This is a genomic window from Microbacterium gubbeenense DSM 15944 (assembly GCF_000422745.1).
GTDB classification, from domain to species: Bacteria; Actinomycetota; Actinomycetes; order Actinomycetales; family Microbacteriaceae; genus Microbacterium; species Microbacterium gubbeenense.
The window spans coordinates 29,212-44,145 of record NZ_AUGQ01000009.1 but is presented as its reverse complement, the minus strand read 5'-3'; the positions used below and the strand labels follow the sequence as shown (position 1 = coordinate 44,145).

The following is a 14,934-nucleotide window of genomic DNA, read 5'->3' as shown; positions in this document are numbered from 1 at the left end:
GTTCCGCGCGGAACGCCCGACATGACGCTGTTCCGGCGGATAATGGAGTGGTGCCGACCTACCGAGACGACGCGGTCGTCCTCCGCACCCAGAAGCTGGGCGAGGCCGACCGGATCCTGACTCTGCTGACCCGTCAGCACGGCAAGGTGCGCGCCGTCGCGAAGGGCGTGCGCCGCACCTCGAGCAAGTTCGGCGCCCGGCTCGAGCCGTTCATGGCGGTCGATGCGCAGCTCTACATCGGCCGCAACCTCGACATCGTGCAGCAGGTCGATCAGCTGGGTGCCTATGGCGCGGCGATCGCCGCAGACTACGACCGGTACCTCGCAGCGAACGCGATGGCCGAAGCCGCCGATCGCCTCGTCAGCGAGGGCGACGTTCAGCCGCAGCAGTTCTTCCTCCTCGTCGGCGCGCTGCGGTCGCTGTCGAAGGGCGAGCACGGGCCGCATTCGACGCGCGATTCGTACCTCCTGCGCGCGCTGGGGCTCGGCGGCTGGCCGATCCAGCTCGAGGCCTGCGCGCAGTGCGGCGAACTGGGCCCGCACGAATTCTTCTCCGCGCATGCGGGGGGAACCGTGTGCCGGGCGTGCGCGGTCGCGGGAACGCCGCGCGCGGATCCGGATGCGCTCGCGCACGTCGCCGCGCTGCTCGCGGGGGACTGGGAATCGGTCGACGCGGCGGATCCCGCGACGGCGAATCGCGCGAGCGGGCTCGTCTCGGCCTACGCACAGCACCACCTCGAGCGGGCGCTGCGGTCGCTCGGCCGTCGCTGAGAGTCTGAGATTTCGGCGAGCGCCTGACCGAATCGGCGATTTCGTCAGGCCCTCGGCAACATCTCAGGCGCTCGGCAACGCGGCGAGGCGAGATAATGGCAGGATGCCGAAGCCGTACACCCATCCCGATGCCGTGCCGTTCAAGCCGCTCGACTGGACGGGGCTCAATCCTCCTCGCTTCACCGGCCCCGTGCCGAACCACGTCGCGGTCGTGATGGACGGCAACGGGCGGTGGGCGAACCAACAGGGGCTGCCCCGCACGGAGGGGCATAGGGTCGGCGTCGACGCGATGCTCGACGTGATCGCGGGCGCGGTGCAGGCCGGGGTGAAGCATCTCTCGGTGTACGCGTTCTCCACCGAGAATTGGAAGCGGTCGCCCGCCGAGGTCAGGTTCCTCATGGGCTTCAACCGCGAGGTGCTGCACAAGCACCGGGATCAGCTGAACGAGTGGGGCGTGCGCGTCAGGTGGGCAGGCAGGCGCCCGAAGCTCTGGGGATCGGTCATCAAGGACCTCGAGGTCGCCGAGGAGCTCACGAAGGACAACCGGGCGATGACCCTCGCGATGTGCATCAACTACGGCGGGCGCTGGGAGGTCGTCGACGCGATGCGGCACATCGCGGAGGAGGTTCAGGCCGGCCGGATGAAGCCGTCTTCGATCAATGAGAAGACCATCTCGAACAGCCTCTACCTGCCGGGCATGCCGGACGTCGACCTGTTCATCCGTTCGGGCGGCGAGCAGCGCACCAGTAACTTCATGCTCTGGGAATCGGCCTACGCCGAGATGATCTTCGACGACGCGCTCTGGCCGGACTTCTCGCGCGAGAACCTGTGGCGCGCCATCCAGAGCTACCACAGCCGCGATCGCCGCTACGGCGGCGCGGTCGACCAGCCTACGCCGTGAGGTTCTTCTCGATCAGCGAGACGATCGCCGGGTCGTCCGGCGTGGTCTGAGGGCGGAAGCGCTCCACCTCGCCCGACGGCAGGATGACGAACTTCTCGAAGTTCCACGCGACGGGGCCCGCGAGCCCGGCGTGATCCTTCGTCTTCTTGAGCGCCTTGTACAGGGGTGCGGCGTGCGATCCGTTGACGCGGATCTTGTCGAGGATCGGGAAGCTGACGCCCCAGGTCGTGGCGCAGTACTCGAGGATCTCCTCCATCGAACCGGGCTCCTGACCCATGAACTGGTTGCACGGGAACCCGACGATGCTCAGCCCGCGATCGCCGTACGTGCGCTGCAGCTGCTCGAGCTGCTCGTACTGCGGCGTGAGGCCGCACTTGCTGGCGACGTTGACGACGAGCGTGACGCCTGATCCGTAGTCGGCGAGCGTCTTCTCGGCGCCGTCGGCGTCGAGGAATTCGATGGTGCGAAGATCCATTGCTGAGGACATATCCACAGGCTACCGGCGCTGGGGCGCCTTGGAGCCGGGTGGTGAGAGAATGGATCCGTGACGACCGCCCTCGAGACTGCCCCTGCCGCGCCCGCCGTGCGCGATATGCCGCCCCTGAAGATCGGGCCGCTCACGATCGACGTGCCGGTCGTGCTCGCGCCGATGGCGGGCGTGACGAACATGGCGTTCCGACGTCTGTGCCGCGAGTACGGCATCGGGCTGTACGTGACCGAGATGATCACGACGCGCGCGCTCGTCGAGCGCAACGACGTGACGATGCGCCTGATCCAGCACCACGAGTCCGAGACGCCGCGATCGATCCAGCTCTACGGGGTCGATCCGAAGTACACCGGCGAGGCCGCACGGATCATCGCGGGGGAGGGCCACGCAGACCACATCGACCTGAACTTCGGCTGCCCCGTGCCGAAGGTCACGCGCAAGGGCGGCGGCGCCGCGCTGCCGTGGAAGCTCGACCTCTTCCGCGACATCGTGAAGGCCGCCGTCGACGGTGCGGGAGACGTTCCCGTGACGGTCAAGATGCGCAAGGGCGTCGACGACGACCACCCCACCTATCTCGACGCCGCACGCATCGCCGAGGACGTGGGGGCCGCGGCCGTCTCGCTGCACGCGCGCACGCTCGAAGAGGCCTATTCGGGCACGGCCGATTGGTCGGCGATCGCCCGGCTGAAGGAGCACGTCCACAGCATCCCGGTGCTCGGCAACGGCGATATCTGGAGCGCGGAGGACGCGATCCGCATGGTCGACGAGACCGGGTGCGACGGCGTCGTCGTCGGCCGCGGATGCCTCGGCAGGCCCTGGCTGTTCGGCGAGCTCGCGCGCGCATTCGGGGGCGAGGCGCCGATCGTGGATGCGACCCTCGCGTTCGTCGCGCAGGCGTTCCGACGCCACGCCGAGCTGCTCGTGGACTTCTACGAGGACGAGCAGCGCGGCTGCCGCGACATCCGCAAGCACGCGAGCTGGTACTTCAAGGGCTACCCGGTCGGCGGTGACATGCGCGGCCGGTTCACGAAGGTCGACACACTCGCCGAGATCGACGACCTGATCGGCGAGCTCGACCTCTCGGCCCCGTACCCCGGCGACAGCGTCGAGGGGCCCCGAGGCCGCGCCGGCCGGGCGCGCCGCGCCGTGCTGCCCGAGCACTGGCTGTCGTCGCGCACGCTGGACCACGCCGCGAGCGCCGAGCTGCAGGAAGCGGAGCTGGATACCAGTGGCGGTTGAGCGGATCCCCGCCGGATACTCCGCGCGGGACGCCGAACGCTTCCTCGTCGAGCAGCACCGCTCATCGCGCGGCCACTTCGCACGGGACCGCGCACGCGTGCTGCACTCCGCGGCGCTGCGCCGCCTGGCCGCGAAGACCCAGGTGCTGAGCCCCGCGAGCGACGCCGACTTCGCGCGCAACCGGCTGACGCACTCGCTCGAGGTCGCCCAGATCGGCCGCGAGCTCGCCTCGGCGCTCGGCCTCGACGAGGACGTGGTCGATGCCGCGTGCCTGAGCCACGACCTCGGCCACCCGCCGTTCGGGCACAACGGCGAGCGCGCCCTCAACGAATGGGCGTCGGGGATCGGCGGCTTCGAGGGCAACGCGCAGAGCCTGCGGATCCTCACGCGCCTCGAAGCGAAGACGATGCAGGGATCCCACTCGCTCGGGCTGAACCTCACGCGCGCCACGCTCGACGCGACGTGCAAGTACCCGTGGACGGTCGCGGATCCGGTGGCCGACCCGGGTGGGCGCCTGAAATTCGGCGTGTATCCCGAGGACGAAGAGATCTACCGCTGGATGCGCGACGGGTCGCCCGATCGCGCCCGGTGCATCGAGGCCGAGGTCATGGACCTCTCGGACGACATCGCGTACTCGGTGCACGACTTCGAGGACGCCGTGATGAACGGATACGTCGATGTCGCGCTGCTCGCGGATCCGGTCGAGCACGACGCGCTGATCGGCAAGATTCAGGCGTGGGTCGGCTCGGACTACTCGCGGGACGAGCTCGCCGACGCGCTGCGGCGCCTCACTCGTCAGCCGATGTGGCGGGCCGACTTCGACCGTTCGCGCGAGGCGCTCGCGCGGCTGAAGAACCTCACGAGCGACCTCATCGGGCGCTTCGCGAAGTCGGCCGTTGCAGCCACGCGCGAGGCCCACGGCACGGGCGACCTCACCCGGTACCGCGCGCACGTGGTCGTGCCCCGCGACGTCGACGTCGAGATCGCCGTGCTCAAGGGCATCATGGGGGCGTCGATCGTCACGATCGAGGAGCGCCGCACGGTGTATCACGAGCAGCGCGCCGTCCTGACGCGCATCGCCGATGCGCTGTGGTCGACCGACACGCTGTTCTCCTCCGGTGCCGACCAGCTCGATCCGGCGTTCGCGGCGGACTACGCGGCTTCGACGAGCGACAACGAGCGCAAGCGCGTGATCGTCGATCAGGTCGCGAGCCTCACGGATCAGACCGCCGTGGCGTGGCACGCACGGCTCGTCGGCGATATCGACCCGGCCTCCGTCGGAATCTCGATCGGCGCCGCGCGGGCGGGTGCTCGCTGATGCCGCGCATTCGGCAAGCCGACGTCGAAGAGGTCAAGGCGCGCACGAACATCGCCGACGTGATCGGCGAGCGGGTGGCGCTGAAATCGGCCGGCATCGGCTCGATGAAGGGTCTGTGCCCGTTCCACGATGAGAAGAGCCCCAGCTTCAACGTGCGCCCGAGCCAGGGCTTCTATCACTGCTTCGGATGCGGTGAATCCGGCGACGTGTACACGTTCCTCCGCGAGATGGATCACCTCTCCTTCTCCGAAGCCGTCGAGGCCGTCGCCGCGCGCCTCGGCTTCCCGCTGCACTACGAGGAGGGCGGCGGGCCCGCGCCCGAGACGAGCGGGCGCGCGCGGCTGTTCGCCGCGAACTCGCGCGCCGCCGAGTACTTCCGTCAGCAGCTCGTGTCGCCGGAGGCGGAGGTCGCGCGGGCGTTCCTCGGCGGGCGGGGATTCGATCCGGGTGCCGCGAGCCACTTCGGCGTGGGCTATGCGCCGAAGGGCTGGGATCACCTGCTGAACCACCTCACGGGCGAGGGCTTCACGCGCGACGAGCTGATCACCGCGGGGCTGGTGTCGACGAACCAGCGCGGCGGCGTGTACGACCGCTTCCGCGGCCGGCTCGTATGGCCGATCCGCGATGTGACGGGCCAGACGATCGGCTTCGGCGCGCGCAAGCTCTACGACGAGGATCAGGGGCCGAAGTATCTCAACACCCCCGAGACCCCGATCTACAAGAAGAACCAGGTGCTCTACGGGCTCGACCTCGCCAAGCGCGACATCTCGCGCGGCGAGCCGAAGCGCGTGATCGTCGTGGAGGGCTACACCGACGTCATGGCCTGCCACCTCGCGGGGCTCACGACCGCGGTCGCGACCTGCGGGACGGCGTTCGGCAGCGAGCACATCCGCACGCTGAGGCGCGTGATGGGCGACGATTCCGCGACCGGCGAGGTCGTGTTCACGTTCGACGGCGACGAGGCCGGGCAGAAGGCGGCGCTGCGCGCGTTCGCCGACGCCGACCGGTTCTCCGCGCAGACCTTCGTGGCCGTGGCGCCCGACGGGCTGGATCCGTGCGACATGCGCCTGCAGCGCGGCGACGCCGCCGTGCGCGCGCTGCTCGACCACCGGGTGCCGATGTTCGAGTTCGTCATCGATCGCAAGCTCGCGGGCTTCCCGCTGACGAGCGTCGAGGGGCGGGTCGGGGCGCTGCGCGCCGCCGCGCCGATCGTGGCCGAGATCAAGGACCGGCTGATCCGCCCGGGCTACGAGCGCGTGCTCGCGCAGCGCCTTGGCATGGATCCCGCGGACGTGCATCGCGAGGTGGAGAACGCCGCGCGCGGGGCGCGCCAGGAAGAGCGATCCTTCGCGCCGGCCCCGACCACGGCGGCCCCCGCCACGACGCTGTCGTCGCTTCCGCGTACGACCGACGTGGCGGTCGAGCGCGACGCGCTCACGGGGATCCTGCAGTACGGGCACCGCATCGAGCCCACGCTGATGCACCGCGCCCTGGAGGCGAAGTTCCGCACGCCCGCGCTGGACGTCGTGCGCGCGGCGATCTCGTCGGTCGATCGATCCCGGCCCGGCTGGGGCCAGGCCGCGATCGATGCGCTGCCCCAGGCGCTGCGCCAGCTCGGCGGCGAGGTGCTGATGCGAGACTTCCCGGCGCGCGACGAGGAGCATGCCGCGATCTCGGCGAACGACCTGTGCCGCCGGATCATCGTGCGCGGCCTCGATCAGCGCAAGCGCGAGCTGCTCGGCGAGGTCCAGCGCGTCGCGCCCGAGTCGGAAGAGGGGCGCGCCGTGCGGCTGCGCCTGCGCGACATCGACCAGGAGCGCCGCCTGATCGCAGGGGAGTAGGGCAGGATGGACGGATGCGTATTCCCGATCTGACCGAGTGGGCTCTGCGCCTCGACGACCTGAGCGTGGAGCGCGGACGCGGATCCGGCGCCGTTCGCGCGGTGGACGGCGTGAGCGCCAACGTCCGTTTCGGCGGCGCGCTGTGCGTGTCCGGCACGACGGGATCCGGAAAGTCGTCACTGGCGGCCGCGCTGGCGGGCCAGCGCGGGCCCGATGCGCGCATCGTCGGCGGATCCGCGACCGTGTGCGGCATCTCCGCGCGCTACCCGGGACGCGCGCGCAGCGTGCTCACCTACCGCGTCGGATACCTCGCCCAGGACGCGGGTCCGACGCTCAACCCCGACATGACGGTCGGCGACGTGATCGTCGAGCCGATCGTGTCGCGCGAGCCCCGGATCGTTCGCCAGCGCCTCGAGGTGCGCGTATCGACGCTGCTCGATGAGGTGCGGCTGCCGCTCGGAGCGTCGGGCAAGTTTCCGCACGAGCTGAGCGCCGGCATGCGCCAGCGCGTCGCTCTCGCGCGCGCCCTCGTCATGGATCCGCGCCTGCTCATCGCCGACGAGCCGCTCGCCGGCATCGACGTCGAGGTGCGCCACGTCGTCCGCGACGCGATCCAGCGCCGACGGGCCGAATGGGGCATGGCGGCGCTCGTCGTGACGAACGATTCGTCGTTCGCGCGCGAGATCGGCGCTGACCAGATCGTGCTCGATCAGGGCGCGCCCGCGACCTGGCGCGCATCGGGCGAGGATCCGATCGTCACGCCCGGCGCGGAAGACTCGCTCGCGTTCATCGAGGCGTAACGAGAAGAACCCCGCCACAGCGAGTGGCGGGGTTCTTCCTATGCGCTCCCCGGATTGGATTCGAACCAATAACCTGCCGGTTAACAGCCGGCTGCTCTGCCGTTGAGCTACCGAGGATCATGCACTGTCACGCGTCGTGCGCAACTCGAACAGCCTAACAAACGAGGAGCGGGGACGCGAAACCGAGGGCGTGCCGGGCGCGTCGCTCAGCCCTCGAGGTCGTCGACCCCCGGTGTCCAGCTGACGCCGGGCACACCCCATCGGCGTTTCTTCGCGATCTTCTGCGCGGTCTTCCAGTCTCCGTCGGAAATGCGGTCGACGTACATCACGCCGTCGAGGTGATCGAACTCGTGCTGCATGATGCGCGCGCGCCACCCCTCCACGTCGATCTGCACCGGCGCACCCTCTATATCGGTGCCGGTGACCACGACGCGATCCGAGCGGCGCAGGGGGAACCTCTCGCCCGGGAAGGAGAGGCAGCCCTCCGACTCCTCGTCCTCATCCGGCGAACCGGGCACCAGGGGGGTCATCAACAGTTCGGGGTTGATGATCTCGCCGCGCCAGGGGCGGCCCTCGTCGTCCTCATACGTGTAGGTGTATATCCGCAGGCCCACGCCGACCTGGGGCGCGGCGAGCCCGACGCCGGGTGCGGCATCCATCGTCTCGTACATGTCGGCGACAAGGGCTCTGACGTCGTCCGTGATGGAATCGACGCGGTCGGCGGGGGCGTGCAGCACAGGGTCGCCCCAGATGCGGATCGGGAGAATGGCCATACCTCAAGGCTACGGCCAGCCCCATGGCGCACCCCGAGAAAATGCCATTACGCTCGGATATGTGAGCTGGGCACAGACCAATCTTGTGAGCGCCGATGTCTCGCCCGATGACTTCATCGGGCTGTTCGACAACCCGGGGCTCCTTCTCGGCATCCCGCTCGCGATCGCCGGAGCGGTATTCATGTCGCTCGGCGCGCAGTATCAGAGCCGCGGCGTGCGCAAGGTCGAGGCCATCGCCGGCCTGACCGGCAAGAAGGGGCTGCGCGCCTCGCACCTGCTGAAGCTCTTCTCGCGACCCTCCTGGGTGATGGGCACGCTGCTGCTCATCGCGGCGATCGTGTGCCAGCTCTCGGCGCTCGCGATCGCTCCGCTGATCGTCGTGCAGCCCCTCGGCGCGGTGTCCCTCGTCGTGACGACGATGGTCAACGCCCACTACACCGGTCATATGCCGACGAAGGCATCGATGACCGCCGTAGCGCTCTGCCTGGGCGGGATCTTCGTCTTCGTCGCATTCGCCGCGCTGTATGCCGTCGAGTCGCCCCTCGACGAGACCCAGCTGCTGGTACTGCTCGTGATCCTGATGATCGTGCTCATCGGCGTCGCGGCCGCGTGGCTCATCTTCAAGACGCGCGCGGGTGCGCTGTTCTACATCACCGGCGCCGGCGTCCTCTACGGCTTCGTCGCGACGCTCGCGAAGGTGATCATCACGCGGGTGCAGGCCGGAAACTTCGACTTCGTCACGATCGCGTGCGGCATCGCGCTGGCGGCCGCCGGCATCGCCGGAGCCTACTTCGTGCAGACCGCGTACGCGTCGGGCCCGCCGGACCTCGTGATTGCCGGTCTCACCGTCGTCGATCCGATCATCGCCGTCATCATCGGGGCCACACTCCTCGGAGAGGCCGCGCGCACGCCGATCTGGACCGTGATCATCTGGACGATCGCGGGAGGTGTCGCCGCCGTCGGCGTCGTCCTGCTCGCGAAGCGTCACCCGCAGGTCATGAGCGAGAGCCAGGAGCACCCCATTGCGCGGGGGAGCACCGGCACCTTCGATACGCGTGGGGACGCCGGCGACCGATAAGCTTTACCGGTGCGGGGCCGTAGCCAAGATGGTCAAGGCAGCGAGCTCATAACTCGACGATCCGTGGGTTCAAGTCCCACCGGCCCCACAGATCTTGTGATTCTCGCCCGTGTGGGACAGAATAAGAACACAGTCGAATAGTCTGATCGTCATTTCGATCGCCGTTCAGGTTCGGAGGGGAAGCCGCACCTGACGAAACGGAGAGATCATGGCGACACCACGTGCGCGCGGAGTGGTCTTCATCCACTCAGCGCCAAAAGCGCTGTGCCCCCACCTCGAGTGGGCGGTCGGACGATCGATCGGTCGTGCTGTGAACTTCTCATGGCAGAATCAGCCCGCGCTCCACGGCGCGCGCCGCGCTGAGTTCTCGTGGGACGGGTTCGCCGGCACCGGCGCGGTCATCGCCTCCGCGATCCGCGGCTGGGAGCACCTGCGGTTCGAGGTCACCGAGGATCCCACTGCCGCCTCCATGGGCGGACGCTGGATGCACACCCCTGATCTCGGGGTGCACCACTCGCAGATGGACGCCTCCGGCAGCATCACGGTGCCCGAAGAGCGCGTGCGCGCGGCGATGGACCACCTGGATCCGCTCGAGATGCGGCGCGAACTCGACATCGCGCTCGGCACGGCATGGGACCGTGAGCTCGACGTGTTCCGCGCGGCCGGCGACGATGCTCCGGTCGTTTGGCTGCACCAGGTCGGCTGACCCCACAGACCAACGCGGCCCCCAGAGAATACTCCGGGGGCCGCGTTCATTCGTGCGTGCGGTGCGAGACCTCAGCCGTCGTAGGAGGCGAACGCCGCAACGGCGTTGTGTCCGCCGAAGCCGAACGAGTTGCTGATCGCCAGCTGCGGCCCGTCGGACAGCGGCTGCGTCGTGTTCGACGCGAGGAACGGGATCGCCGGATCCTGATTGACGAGGTTGATCGTCGGGGGAGCGATGTGCTCGCGGATCGAGAGCACCGTGTACACCGACTCGATCGCGCCCGTGCCGCCGAGCAGGTGCCCGGTCGACGACTTCGTGGCGCTCGCGGGGATCTCGCGCACGCGGTCTCCGAAGATCGAGTGCAGCGCGGTGTACTCCGCGGGGTCGCCGACGGGGGTCGACGTCGCGTGCGCGTTGATGTGCGTGACGTCCTCGGGGGCGCGCTCGGCCGCCCGGAGCGCCTGGTGCACGGCGCGCGCGGCGCCCGCGCCGGAGGGGTCATTGGCCGTGATGTGGTGGGAGTCGGCCGTGACGCCGGTTCCCGCGAGCTCCGCGTAGATCCGGGCGCCGCGCGCCAGGGCGTGCTCCTCGGTCTCGAGGATCAGCACGCCCGCGCCCTCGCCCATGACGAAGCCGTCGCGGTCGGTGTCCCACGGACGCGAGGCCGTCGACGGGTCGTCGTTGCGCCGGGAGAGGGCCTGCATCGAGCTGAACGAGGCGACGGTGATCGGGTGGATCGCCGACTCCGCGCCACCGGCGATGACGATGTCGGCATCGCCCGCCTGAAGGTGGTGGTAGGCGCTGTCGAGCGATTCGACGCTCGAGGCGCAGGCCGAGGCCACGGTGCGGGCGAACGCGCGCGCACCGAAGTGCAGCGACAGGAACCCGGCCGACGCGTTCGGCATCAGCATGGGAACCGTCATCGGCATGACGCGCCGCGGGCCCTTCTCGCGCAGGGTGTCCCACGCGTTGAGGAGAGTCCACACGCCGCCGATGCCGGTGGCGAAGTCGACGCCGAGCCGTTCGGGATCGACATCGGGGGATCCCGCGTCGGCCCAGGCCTCAAGTGCCGCGACGAGCGCAAACTGCGTAGAAACGTCGAGGCGCTTCGCGGTCGGGCGGTCGAGGATGGTCTCGGGACGAACCGTCGCCTCCGCGGCGAACGTCACGGGGAGGCCGTACTGCTCGACCCACTCGTGCTCGAGCGGACGTACGCCTGAGACACCGGCCAGAAGATTCTTCCAGTTGTCGGCGACCGTGCCGCCGAGGGCAGATGTCGCGCCCATTCCGGTCACGACGATGCGCTTGGTCATTCGGGTTTCCCTTGCTCCGAGATCGTGCGATGAGGGCGGGGCGCCACGGGCGTGCACCGCGCGGCGCCCCGACGGATCACTCTGCGCCGGCCGTAATGAAGTCGACCGCGTCCTTCACCGTCTTGAGGTTCTTGACCTCGTCGTCGGGGATCGTGACGCCGAACTTCTCCTCGGCGTTGACGACGATCGTCATCATCGAGATCGAGTCGATGTCGAGGTCGTCGGTGAACGACTTCTCGAGGGCGACCTCGCCGGCGTCGATTCCGGTCTCATCGGTGATGAGCTCTGCCAGGCCTGCGAGGACCTCTTCGGTGCTGAGTGCCATGTGATTTCTCCTTGATTATGGCTGAAATGGTCGGATGGGTCGGGAAACCGCCACAAGTCTATTGCGGCCGGTTCGAATTCAGGGGAGGACGACGACCTGGGCGGCGTACACGAGGCCGGCGCCGAAGCCGATCTGCAGCGAGAGGCCGCCCGACAGCTCGGGGTGCTCCTGGAGCAGGCGGTGCGTGGCGAGCGGGATCGAGGCAGCCGAGGTGTTCCCGGTCGTCTCGATGTCGCGGGCGATCTTCACGCTGTCGGGGAGGCCGAGCTGCTTCGCGAACTCGTCGATGATGCGGCCGTTGGCCTGGTGGGGCACGAACGCGGCGAGATCCTCGGGGGCGACGCCCGCGTCGTCGAGTGCCTGTTTCGCGACCTTGGCCATCTCCCAGACGGCCCAGCGGAACACGCTCGGACCCTCCTGGCGCAGCGTGGGCCACTCGGACTCGCCGTCGCGGAACTCGACGAGCGTGTGATTCATGCCGACGAGGTCGGCCCGCGAGCCATCGGATCCCCACTGCGACACCGAGACACCGGGCGTGTCGCTCGGGCCGAGAACGGCGGCGCCGGCGCCGTCGCCCAGCAGGAACGAGATCGACCGGTCGGTCGGGTCCACGATGTCGCTGAGCTTCTCGGCGCCGATGACGACCGCGTAGCGCGCCGCGCCGGTGCGGATCAGCGCGTCGGCCTGAGCGATGCCGTAGCAGTAACCCGCGCACGCGGCGTTCGAGTCGTAGGCCGCGGCAGGGGTCGCGCCGATAGCATCCGCGACGATCGCCGACACCGAGGGCGACTGGCGGGGGTTGCTGATCGTCGCGACGATGACGAGATCGACCTCCGACGGGTCGATGCCTGACGTCGCGATGGCCTCATTCGCGGCCGCGATCGATAGGTCGATCGCCGTCGTTTCCTTGTTCGCGCGCGTGCGCGTCGCGATCCCCGTGCGCTGGCGGATCCACTCGTCGCTCGAATCGATCGGGCCGACCAGGTCGTCGTTCGGCACGGCGTTCTCACCGCGTGCCGCGCCCATTGCGAGGATGCGCGTGTACGGGGTGGTGGGAGCTTGCTTCAGAGTGACGTTCATGAGGTCCTTTGGCGTCCGACGATCAGGAGGCGGATTCGGCGAGCAGGTCGCGCGCTGCGGCCAGATCGTCGGGGGAGGTGAGGGCGACGGACGGCGTGCCGCGCAGGCCGCGCTTCGCGAGGCCCACGAGGGCGCCCGCGGGGCTGCACTCGACGAGGCCCGTGATCCCGCGATCCGCGAAACCGGCCATGCACAGGTCCCAGCGCACCGGGTTCTGCACCTGGTGGACGATCAGCTCGAGAGCGCGGGCGCCGTCGGCGACGACCGATCCGTCGCTGTTGGTCCAGAGGTCGGTGACCGGATCGCTCACGGATCCGATCGCATCCACGGCCGACTGCAGCGCGCTCGACGCGGACGCCATGTACCGCGTGTGGAATGCGCCGGCGACCTGGAGCGCGATCACGCGGGTGCCGCGCGGAGCGTTCTCGGACAGCGACTGCAGGCCGACCATGTCGCCCGCGGCGACGATCTGACCGCCGCCGTTGAAGTTCGCGGGCTGCAGGCCGGCATCGGCGATGGCCTCGAGAACGTCGGGCTCTTTGCCGCCGATCACGGCGCTCATGCCCGTGTCGGCCTCGGCCGCGGCCTTCGCCATGGCGCGTCCGCGTTCGCCGACGAGCCGCATGCCGTCGACGTCGCTGATGACGCCCGCCGCGACCAGCGCCGCGATCTCGCCGACGGAGTGGCCAGCAACGCTGCCGAACGCGGCGCGCTCATCGTCCGTGAGCGATTGCCACGAGAGGATGCTCGCCGCCACGATCAGCGGCTGCGCGACGGAAGTGTCGCGGATGCGGTCCGCGTCCCACTGGGTGCCCGCGGCGACGAGGTCGACGCCCGCGGCATCGGCGAAGCGCTCGAGGCGCTCGCGCGCGCCGTCGAACTCGAGCCAGGGGGCGAGGAAACCGGGGGTCTGCGAACCCTGTCCGGGAAAAGCGGCGACAATCACTCGATCTATTCTTCCGTCAGCGGGCGGTGGGGTGATGGCGACACCCGTACAAGAATCGCGAAGATCGTTGTGCGGGAGTCACAGCGCGTTACGGGCGCTCGGCGCGGCGCGCGGCGTGGCGTCGGCGAGCGTGCTCGGAAGATCCGATGGATCCGAGGATCAGCGCCGTCTGCAGGATGAGCGCCTCGCGGGGGCCGGTGGCGTCCCACCCGATCACGTCGGTGACGCGCTTGAGGCGATACCGCACCGTGTTCGGGTGCACGAACAGCTCACGGGCCGTCGCCTCGAGCGAGCGGCCGTTATCGAGGTAGCTCCACAGCGTGGTCACGAGGTCGGTGGAGTGGCCCTCGAGCGGGCGGTAGATGCGTTCGACGAGCGTGTTCTTCGCGACCGCGTCGCCCGCGAGAGCACGCTCGGGCAGCAGGTCGTCGGCCTCGACGGGGCGGGGCGCGCCGCGCCAGCTCGCCGCGACGGCGAAGCCCGCGAGCGCCGCACGGGCGCTGCGGGACGCATCGACGAGCGCGTCCATGGTGGGCCCGAGCACGAGGTGCCCGGCGCCGAAGAAGGGCTCGAGGTTCGCGGCGATGTCGAGGAAGCTCAGCGGGGCGTCCTCGCCCGTGCCCTCGTGGGAGGGCTCGTCCGCGCGTCCGAGGACGAGGACGAGACGGGATCCCTGCACGCCGATCAGAACGTCGACGCCGAGCTTGCGCGCGCGGCGGCGCACCTGATCGACGTCGAACAGGGACGGCGTGGTGCCGACGAGCACGCTGACCTCGCCGTGGCCGTGCCAGCCGAGGGCCGCGATGCGGCTCGGGAGCTCATCGTCGGTCTCGCCCGTGAGGATCGTGTCGACGACGAGGGCCTCGAGGCGCGCGTCCCAGAGCCCGCGCGATTCGGCGGCGCGCGCGTACACGTCCGCCGCGGTGAAGGCAACCTCGCGGGAGTACAGCAGCATCGCCTCGCGCAGGTGGTCGCCGCGGCCGGCGATCTTCTCCTCGGTCACATCGACGGTGACGCGCACGAGCTGGAGAGTCTGCTGCAGGCTCACGCTGCGCAACAGCTCTCGCGGGGCGGCCGCGAAGATGTCCGCGGCGATGGTCGGCGCACCCGAGGGATCCTCGTACCACTCGATGAAGGACGTGATGCCGGCCTGCGCGACCAGGCCCACCGCGGAGCGTCGCCCGGGAGGCATCTCGGAGTACCACGGGAGGGAATCCTCGAGCCGGCGCAGCGTCGCGGTCGAGATGTCGCCGGAGATGCGGCGCAGCCACGACAGGGTCGCCTGCTTGTCCATGGTCGCGCGCGAACTGTCGCTCATATCACTCCCTTGTAACCCTTCGTGGGCGGACCTCCCGTG

Annotated in this window: 15 protein-coding genes and 2 tRNA genes; 9 read left to right on the top strand and 8 right to left on the bottom strand. The window is 69.5% G+C overall.

Features of this window, described 5'->3' with window-relative positions; genetic code table 11:
* Positions 1 to 50: 50 nt before the first annotated feature.
* Complete coding sequence (gene recO / locus G510_RS0107370; RefSeq protein ID WP_029153104.1) at positions 51 to 770, top strand: DNA repair protein RecO; 720 nt, start codon at positions 51 to 53, stop codon at positions 768 to 770.
* 103 nt (positions 771 to 873) lie between these two features.
* Complete coding sequence (locus G510_RS0107365; protein WP_029153103.1) at positions 874 to 1,671, top strand: isoprenyl transferase; 798 nt, start codon at positions 874 to 876, stop codon at positions 1,669 to 1,671.
* On the opposite strand, the gene G510_RS0107360 is transcribed toward G510_RS0107365, so the two are convergent.
* Positions 1,661 to 2,158: a glutathione peroxidase gene (locus G510_RS0107360; protein ID WP_029153102.1), complete on the bottom strand. Its 498-nt coding sequence runs from the start codon at positions 2,156 to 2,158 to the stop codon at positions 1,661 to 1,663. The two genes, G510_RS0107365 and G510_RS0107360, sit on opposite strands and share 11 nt — an antisense overlap.
* 105 nt (positions 2,159 to 2,263) lie before the next feature.
* Here G510_RS0107360 and dusB point away from each other — a divergent pair, with 105 nt between their 5' ends.
* The 4 genes from dusB to G510_RS0107340 are packed head-to-tail and all read left to right on the top strand — an operon-like array spanning position 2,264 to position 7,356.
* Positions 2,264 to 3,397 (top strand): tRNA dihydrouridine synthase DusB, encoded by a 1,134-nt coding sequence (gene dusB, locus G510_RS0107355; protein WP_051216577.1) that lies wholly within the window; start codon positions 2,264 to 2,266, stop codon positions 3,395 to 3,397.
* Positions 3,387 to 4,715 carry a deoxyguanosinetriphosphate triphosphohydrolase gene (locus G510_RS15885; protein ID WP_051216569.1) on the top strand — a complete coding sequence of 443 codons (1,329 nt, stop codon included), beginning with the start codon at positions 3,387 to 3,389 and terminating at the stop codon, positions 4,713 to 4,715. The genes dusB and G510_RS15885 overlap by 11 nt, the downstream gene beginning before the upstream one ends.
* Positions 4,715 to 6,556 (top strand): DNA primase, encoded by a 1,842-nt coding sequence (gene dnaG / locus G510_RS0107345; protein WP_029153100.1) that lies wholly within the window; start codon positions 4,715 to 4,717, stop codon positions 6,554 to 6,556. The genes G510_RS15885 and dnaG overlap by 1 nt, the downstream gene beginning before the upstream one ends.
* A gap of 14 nt (positions 6,557 to 6,570) precedes the next feature.
* Positions 6,571 to 7,356: an ATP-binding cassette domain-containing protein gene (locus tag G510_RS0107340; RefSeq protein ID WP_029153099.1), complete on the top strand. Its 786-nt coding sequence runs from the start codon at positions 6,571 to 6,573 to the stop codon at positions 7,354 to 7,356.
* Positions 7,357 to 7,401: 45 nt separating this feature from the next.
* Here the strand turns inward: G510_RS0107340 and G510_RS0107335 are convergent.
* Both G510_RS0107335 and def read right to left on the bottom strand, forming a co-directional pair.
* Positions 7,402 to 7,473, bottom strand: a tRNA-Asn gene (locus G510_RS0107335).
* Between the two features lie 89 nt (positions 7,474 to 7,562).
* Positions 7,563 to 8,129, bottom strand: coding sequence for a peptide deformylase (gene def / locus G510_RS0107330; RefSeq protein WP_029153098.1), 567 nt, complete (start codon positions 8,127 to 8,129; stop codon positions 7,563 to 7,565).
* A 61-nt stretch (positions 8,130 to 8,190) separates the two neighbouring features.
* On the opposite strand from def, the gene G510_RS15880 reads away from it, so the two are divergent.
* The 3 genes from G510_RS15880 (at position 8,191) to G510_RS0107315 (ending at position 9,913) form a co-directional block, all read left to right on the top strand.
* Positions 8,191 to 9,207, top strand: a complete 1,017-nt coding sequence (locus G510_RS15880) for a multidrug DMT transporter permease (RefSeq protein ID WP_211219164.1) — start codon at positions 8,191 to 8,193, stop codon at positions 9,205 to 9,207.
* Positions 9,208 to 9,220: 13 nt separating this feature from the next.
* Positions 9,221 to 9,295, top strand: a tRNA-Ile gene (locus tag G510_RS0107320).
* A 120-nt stretch (positions 9,296 to 9,415) separates the two neighbouring features.
* Positions 9,416 to 9,913: a DUF3145 domain-containing protein gene (locus tag G510_RS0107315; RefSeq protein WP_029153097.1), complete on the top strand. Its 498-nt coding sequence runs from the start codon at positions 9,416 to 9,418 to the stop codon at positions 9,911 to 9,913.
* A 71-nt stretch (positions 9,914 to 9,984) separates the two neighbouring features.
* Here G510_RS0107315 and G510_RS0107310 read toward each other — a convergent pair whose 3' ends face one another.
* The 5 genes from G510_RS0107310 to G510_RS0107290 all read right to left on the bottom strand — a co-directional run bounded on the left by G510_RS0107310 (position 9,985) and on the right by G510_RS0107290 (position 14,895).
* Complete coding sequence (locus G510_RS0107310; protein WP_029153096.1) at positions 9,985 to 11,226, bottom strand: beta-ketoacyl-[acyl-carrier-protein] synthase family protein; 1,242 nt, start codon at positions 11,224 to 11,226, stop codon at positions 9,985 to 9,987.
* Positions 11,227 to 11,302: 76 nt separating this feature from the next.
* Entirely contained in the window at positions 11,303 to 11,551 is a 249-nt protein-coding gene (locus G510_RS0107305) for an acyl carrier protein (RefSeq protein WP_029153095.1), read from the bottom strand.
* A gap of 78 nt (positions 11,552 to 11,629) precedes the next feature.
* Positions 11,630 to 12,631, bottom strand: a complete 1,002-nt coding sequence (locus G510_RS0107300) for a beta-ketoacyl-ACP synthase III (RefSeq protein WP_036322355.1) — start codon at positions 12,629 to 12,631, stop codon at positions 11,630 to 11,632.
* A gap of 22 nt (positions 12,632 to 12,653) precedes the next feature.
* On the bottom strand, positions 12,654 to 13,577 hold the full coding sequence (locus G510_RS0107295; protein ID WP_029153093.1) for an ACP S-malonyltransferase: 924 nt from the start codon (positions 13,575 to 13,577) through the stop codon (positions 12,654 to 12,656).
* A gap of 88 nt (positions 13,578 to 13,665) precedes the next feature.
* Entirely contained in the window at positions 13,666 to 14,895 is a 1,230-nt protein-coding gene (locus G510_RS0107290) for a PucR family transcriptional regulator (protein ID WP_029153092.1), read from the bottom strand.
* Positions 14,896 to 14,934 lie beyond the last annotated feature (39 nt).

Bases quoted from the DNA above. Each gene is read 5' to 3' on its own strand.
- G510_RS0107340 (WP_029153099.1), top strand. From the start codon at position 6,571: ATGCGTATTCCCGATCTGACCGAGTGGGCTCTGCGCCTCGACGACCTG.
- G510_RS0107310 (WP_029153096.1), bottom strand. From the start codon at position 11,226: ATGACCAAGCGCATCGTCGTGACCGGAATGGGCGCGACATCTGCCCTC.
- G510_RS0107315 (WP_029153097.1), top strand. From the start codon at position 9,416: ATGGCGACACCACGTGCGCGCGGAGTGGTCTTCATCCACTCAGCGCCA.
- dusB (WP_051216577.1), top strand. From the start codon at position 2,264: ATGCCGCCCCTGAAGATCGGGCCGCTCACGATCGACGTGCCGGTCGTG.
- G510_RS0107300 (WP_036322355.1), bottom strand. From the start codon at position 12,631: ATGAACGTCACTCTGAAGCAAGCTCCCACCACCCCGTACACGCGCATC.
- G510_RS0107360 (WP_029153102.1), bottom strand. From the start codon at position 2,158: ATGTCCTCAGCAATGGATCTTCGCACCATCGAATTCCTCGACGCCGAC.
- def (WP_029153098.1), bottom strand. From the start codon at position 8,129: ATGGCCATTCTCCCGATCCGCATCTGGGGCGACCCTGTGCTGCACGCC.
- G510_RS0107305 (WP_029153095.1), bottom strand. From the start codon at position 11,551: ATGGCACTCAGCACCGAAGAGGTCCTCGCAGGCCTGGCAGAGCTCATC.
- dnaG (WP_029153100.1), top strand. From the start codon at position 4,715: ATGCCGCGCATTCGGCAAGCCGACGTCGAAGAGGTCAAGGCGCGCACG.
- G510_RS0107365 (WP_029153103.1), top strand. From the start codon at position 874: ATGCCGAAGCCGTACACCCATCCCGATGCCGTGCCGTTCAAGCCGCTC.
- G510_RS0107290 (WP_029153092.1), bottom strand. From the start codon at position 14,895: ATGAGCGACAGTTCGCGCGCGACCATGGACAAGCAGGCGACCCTGTCG.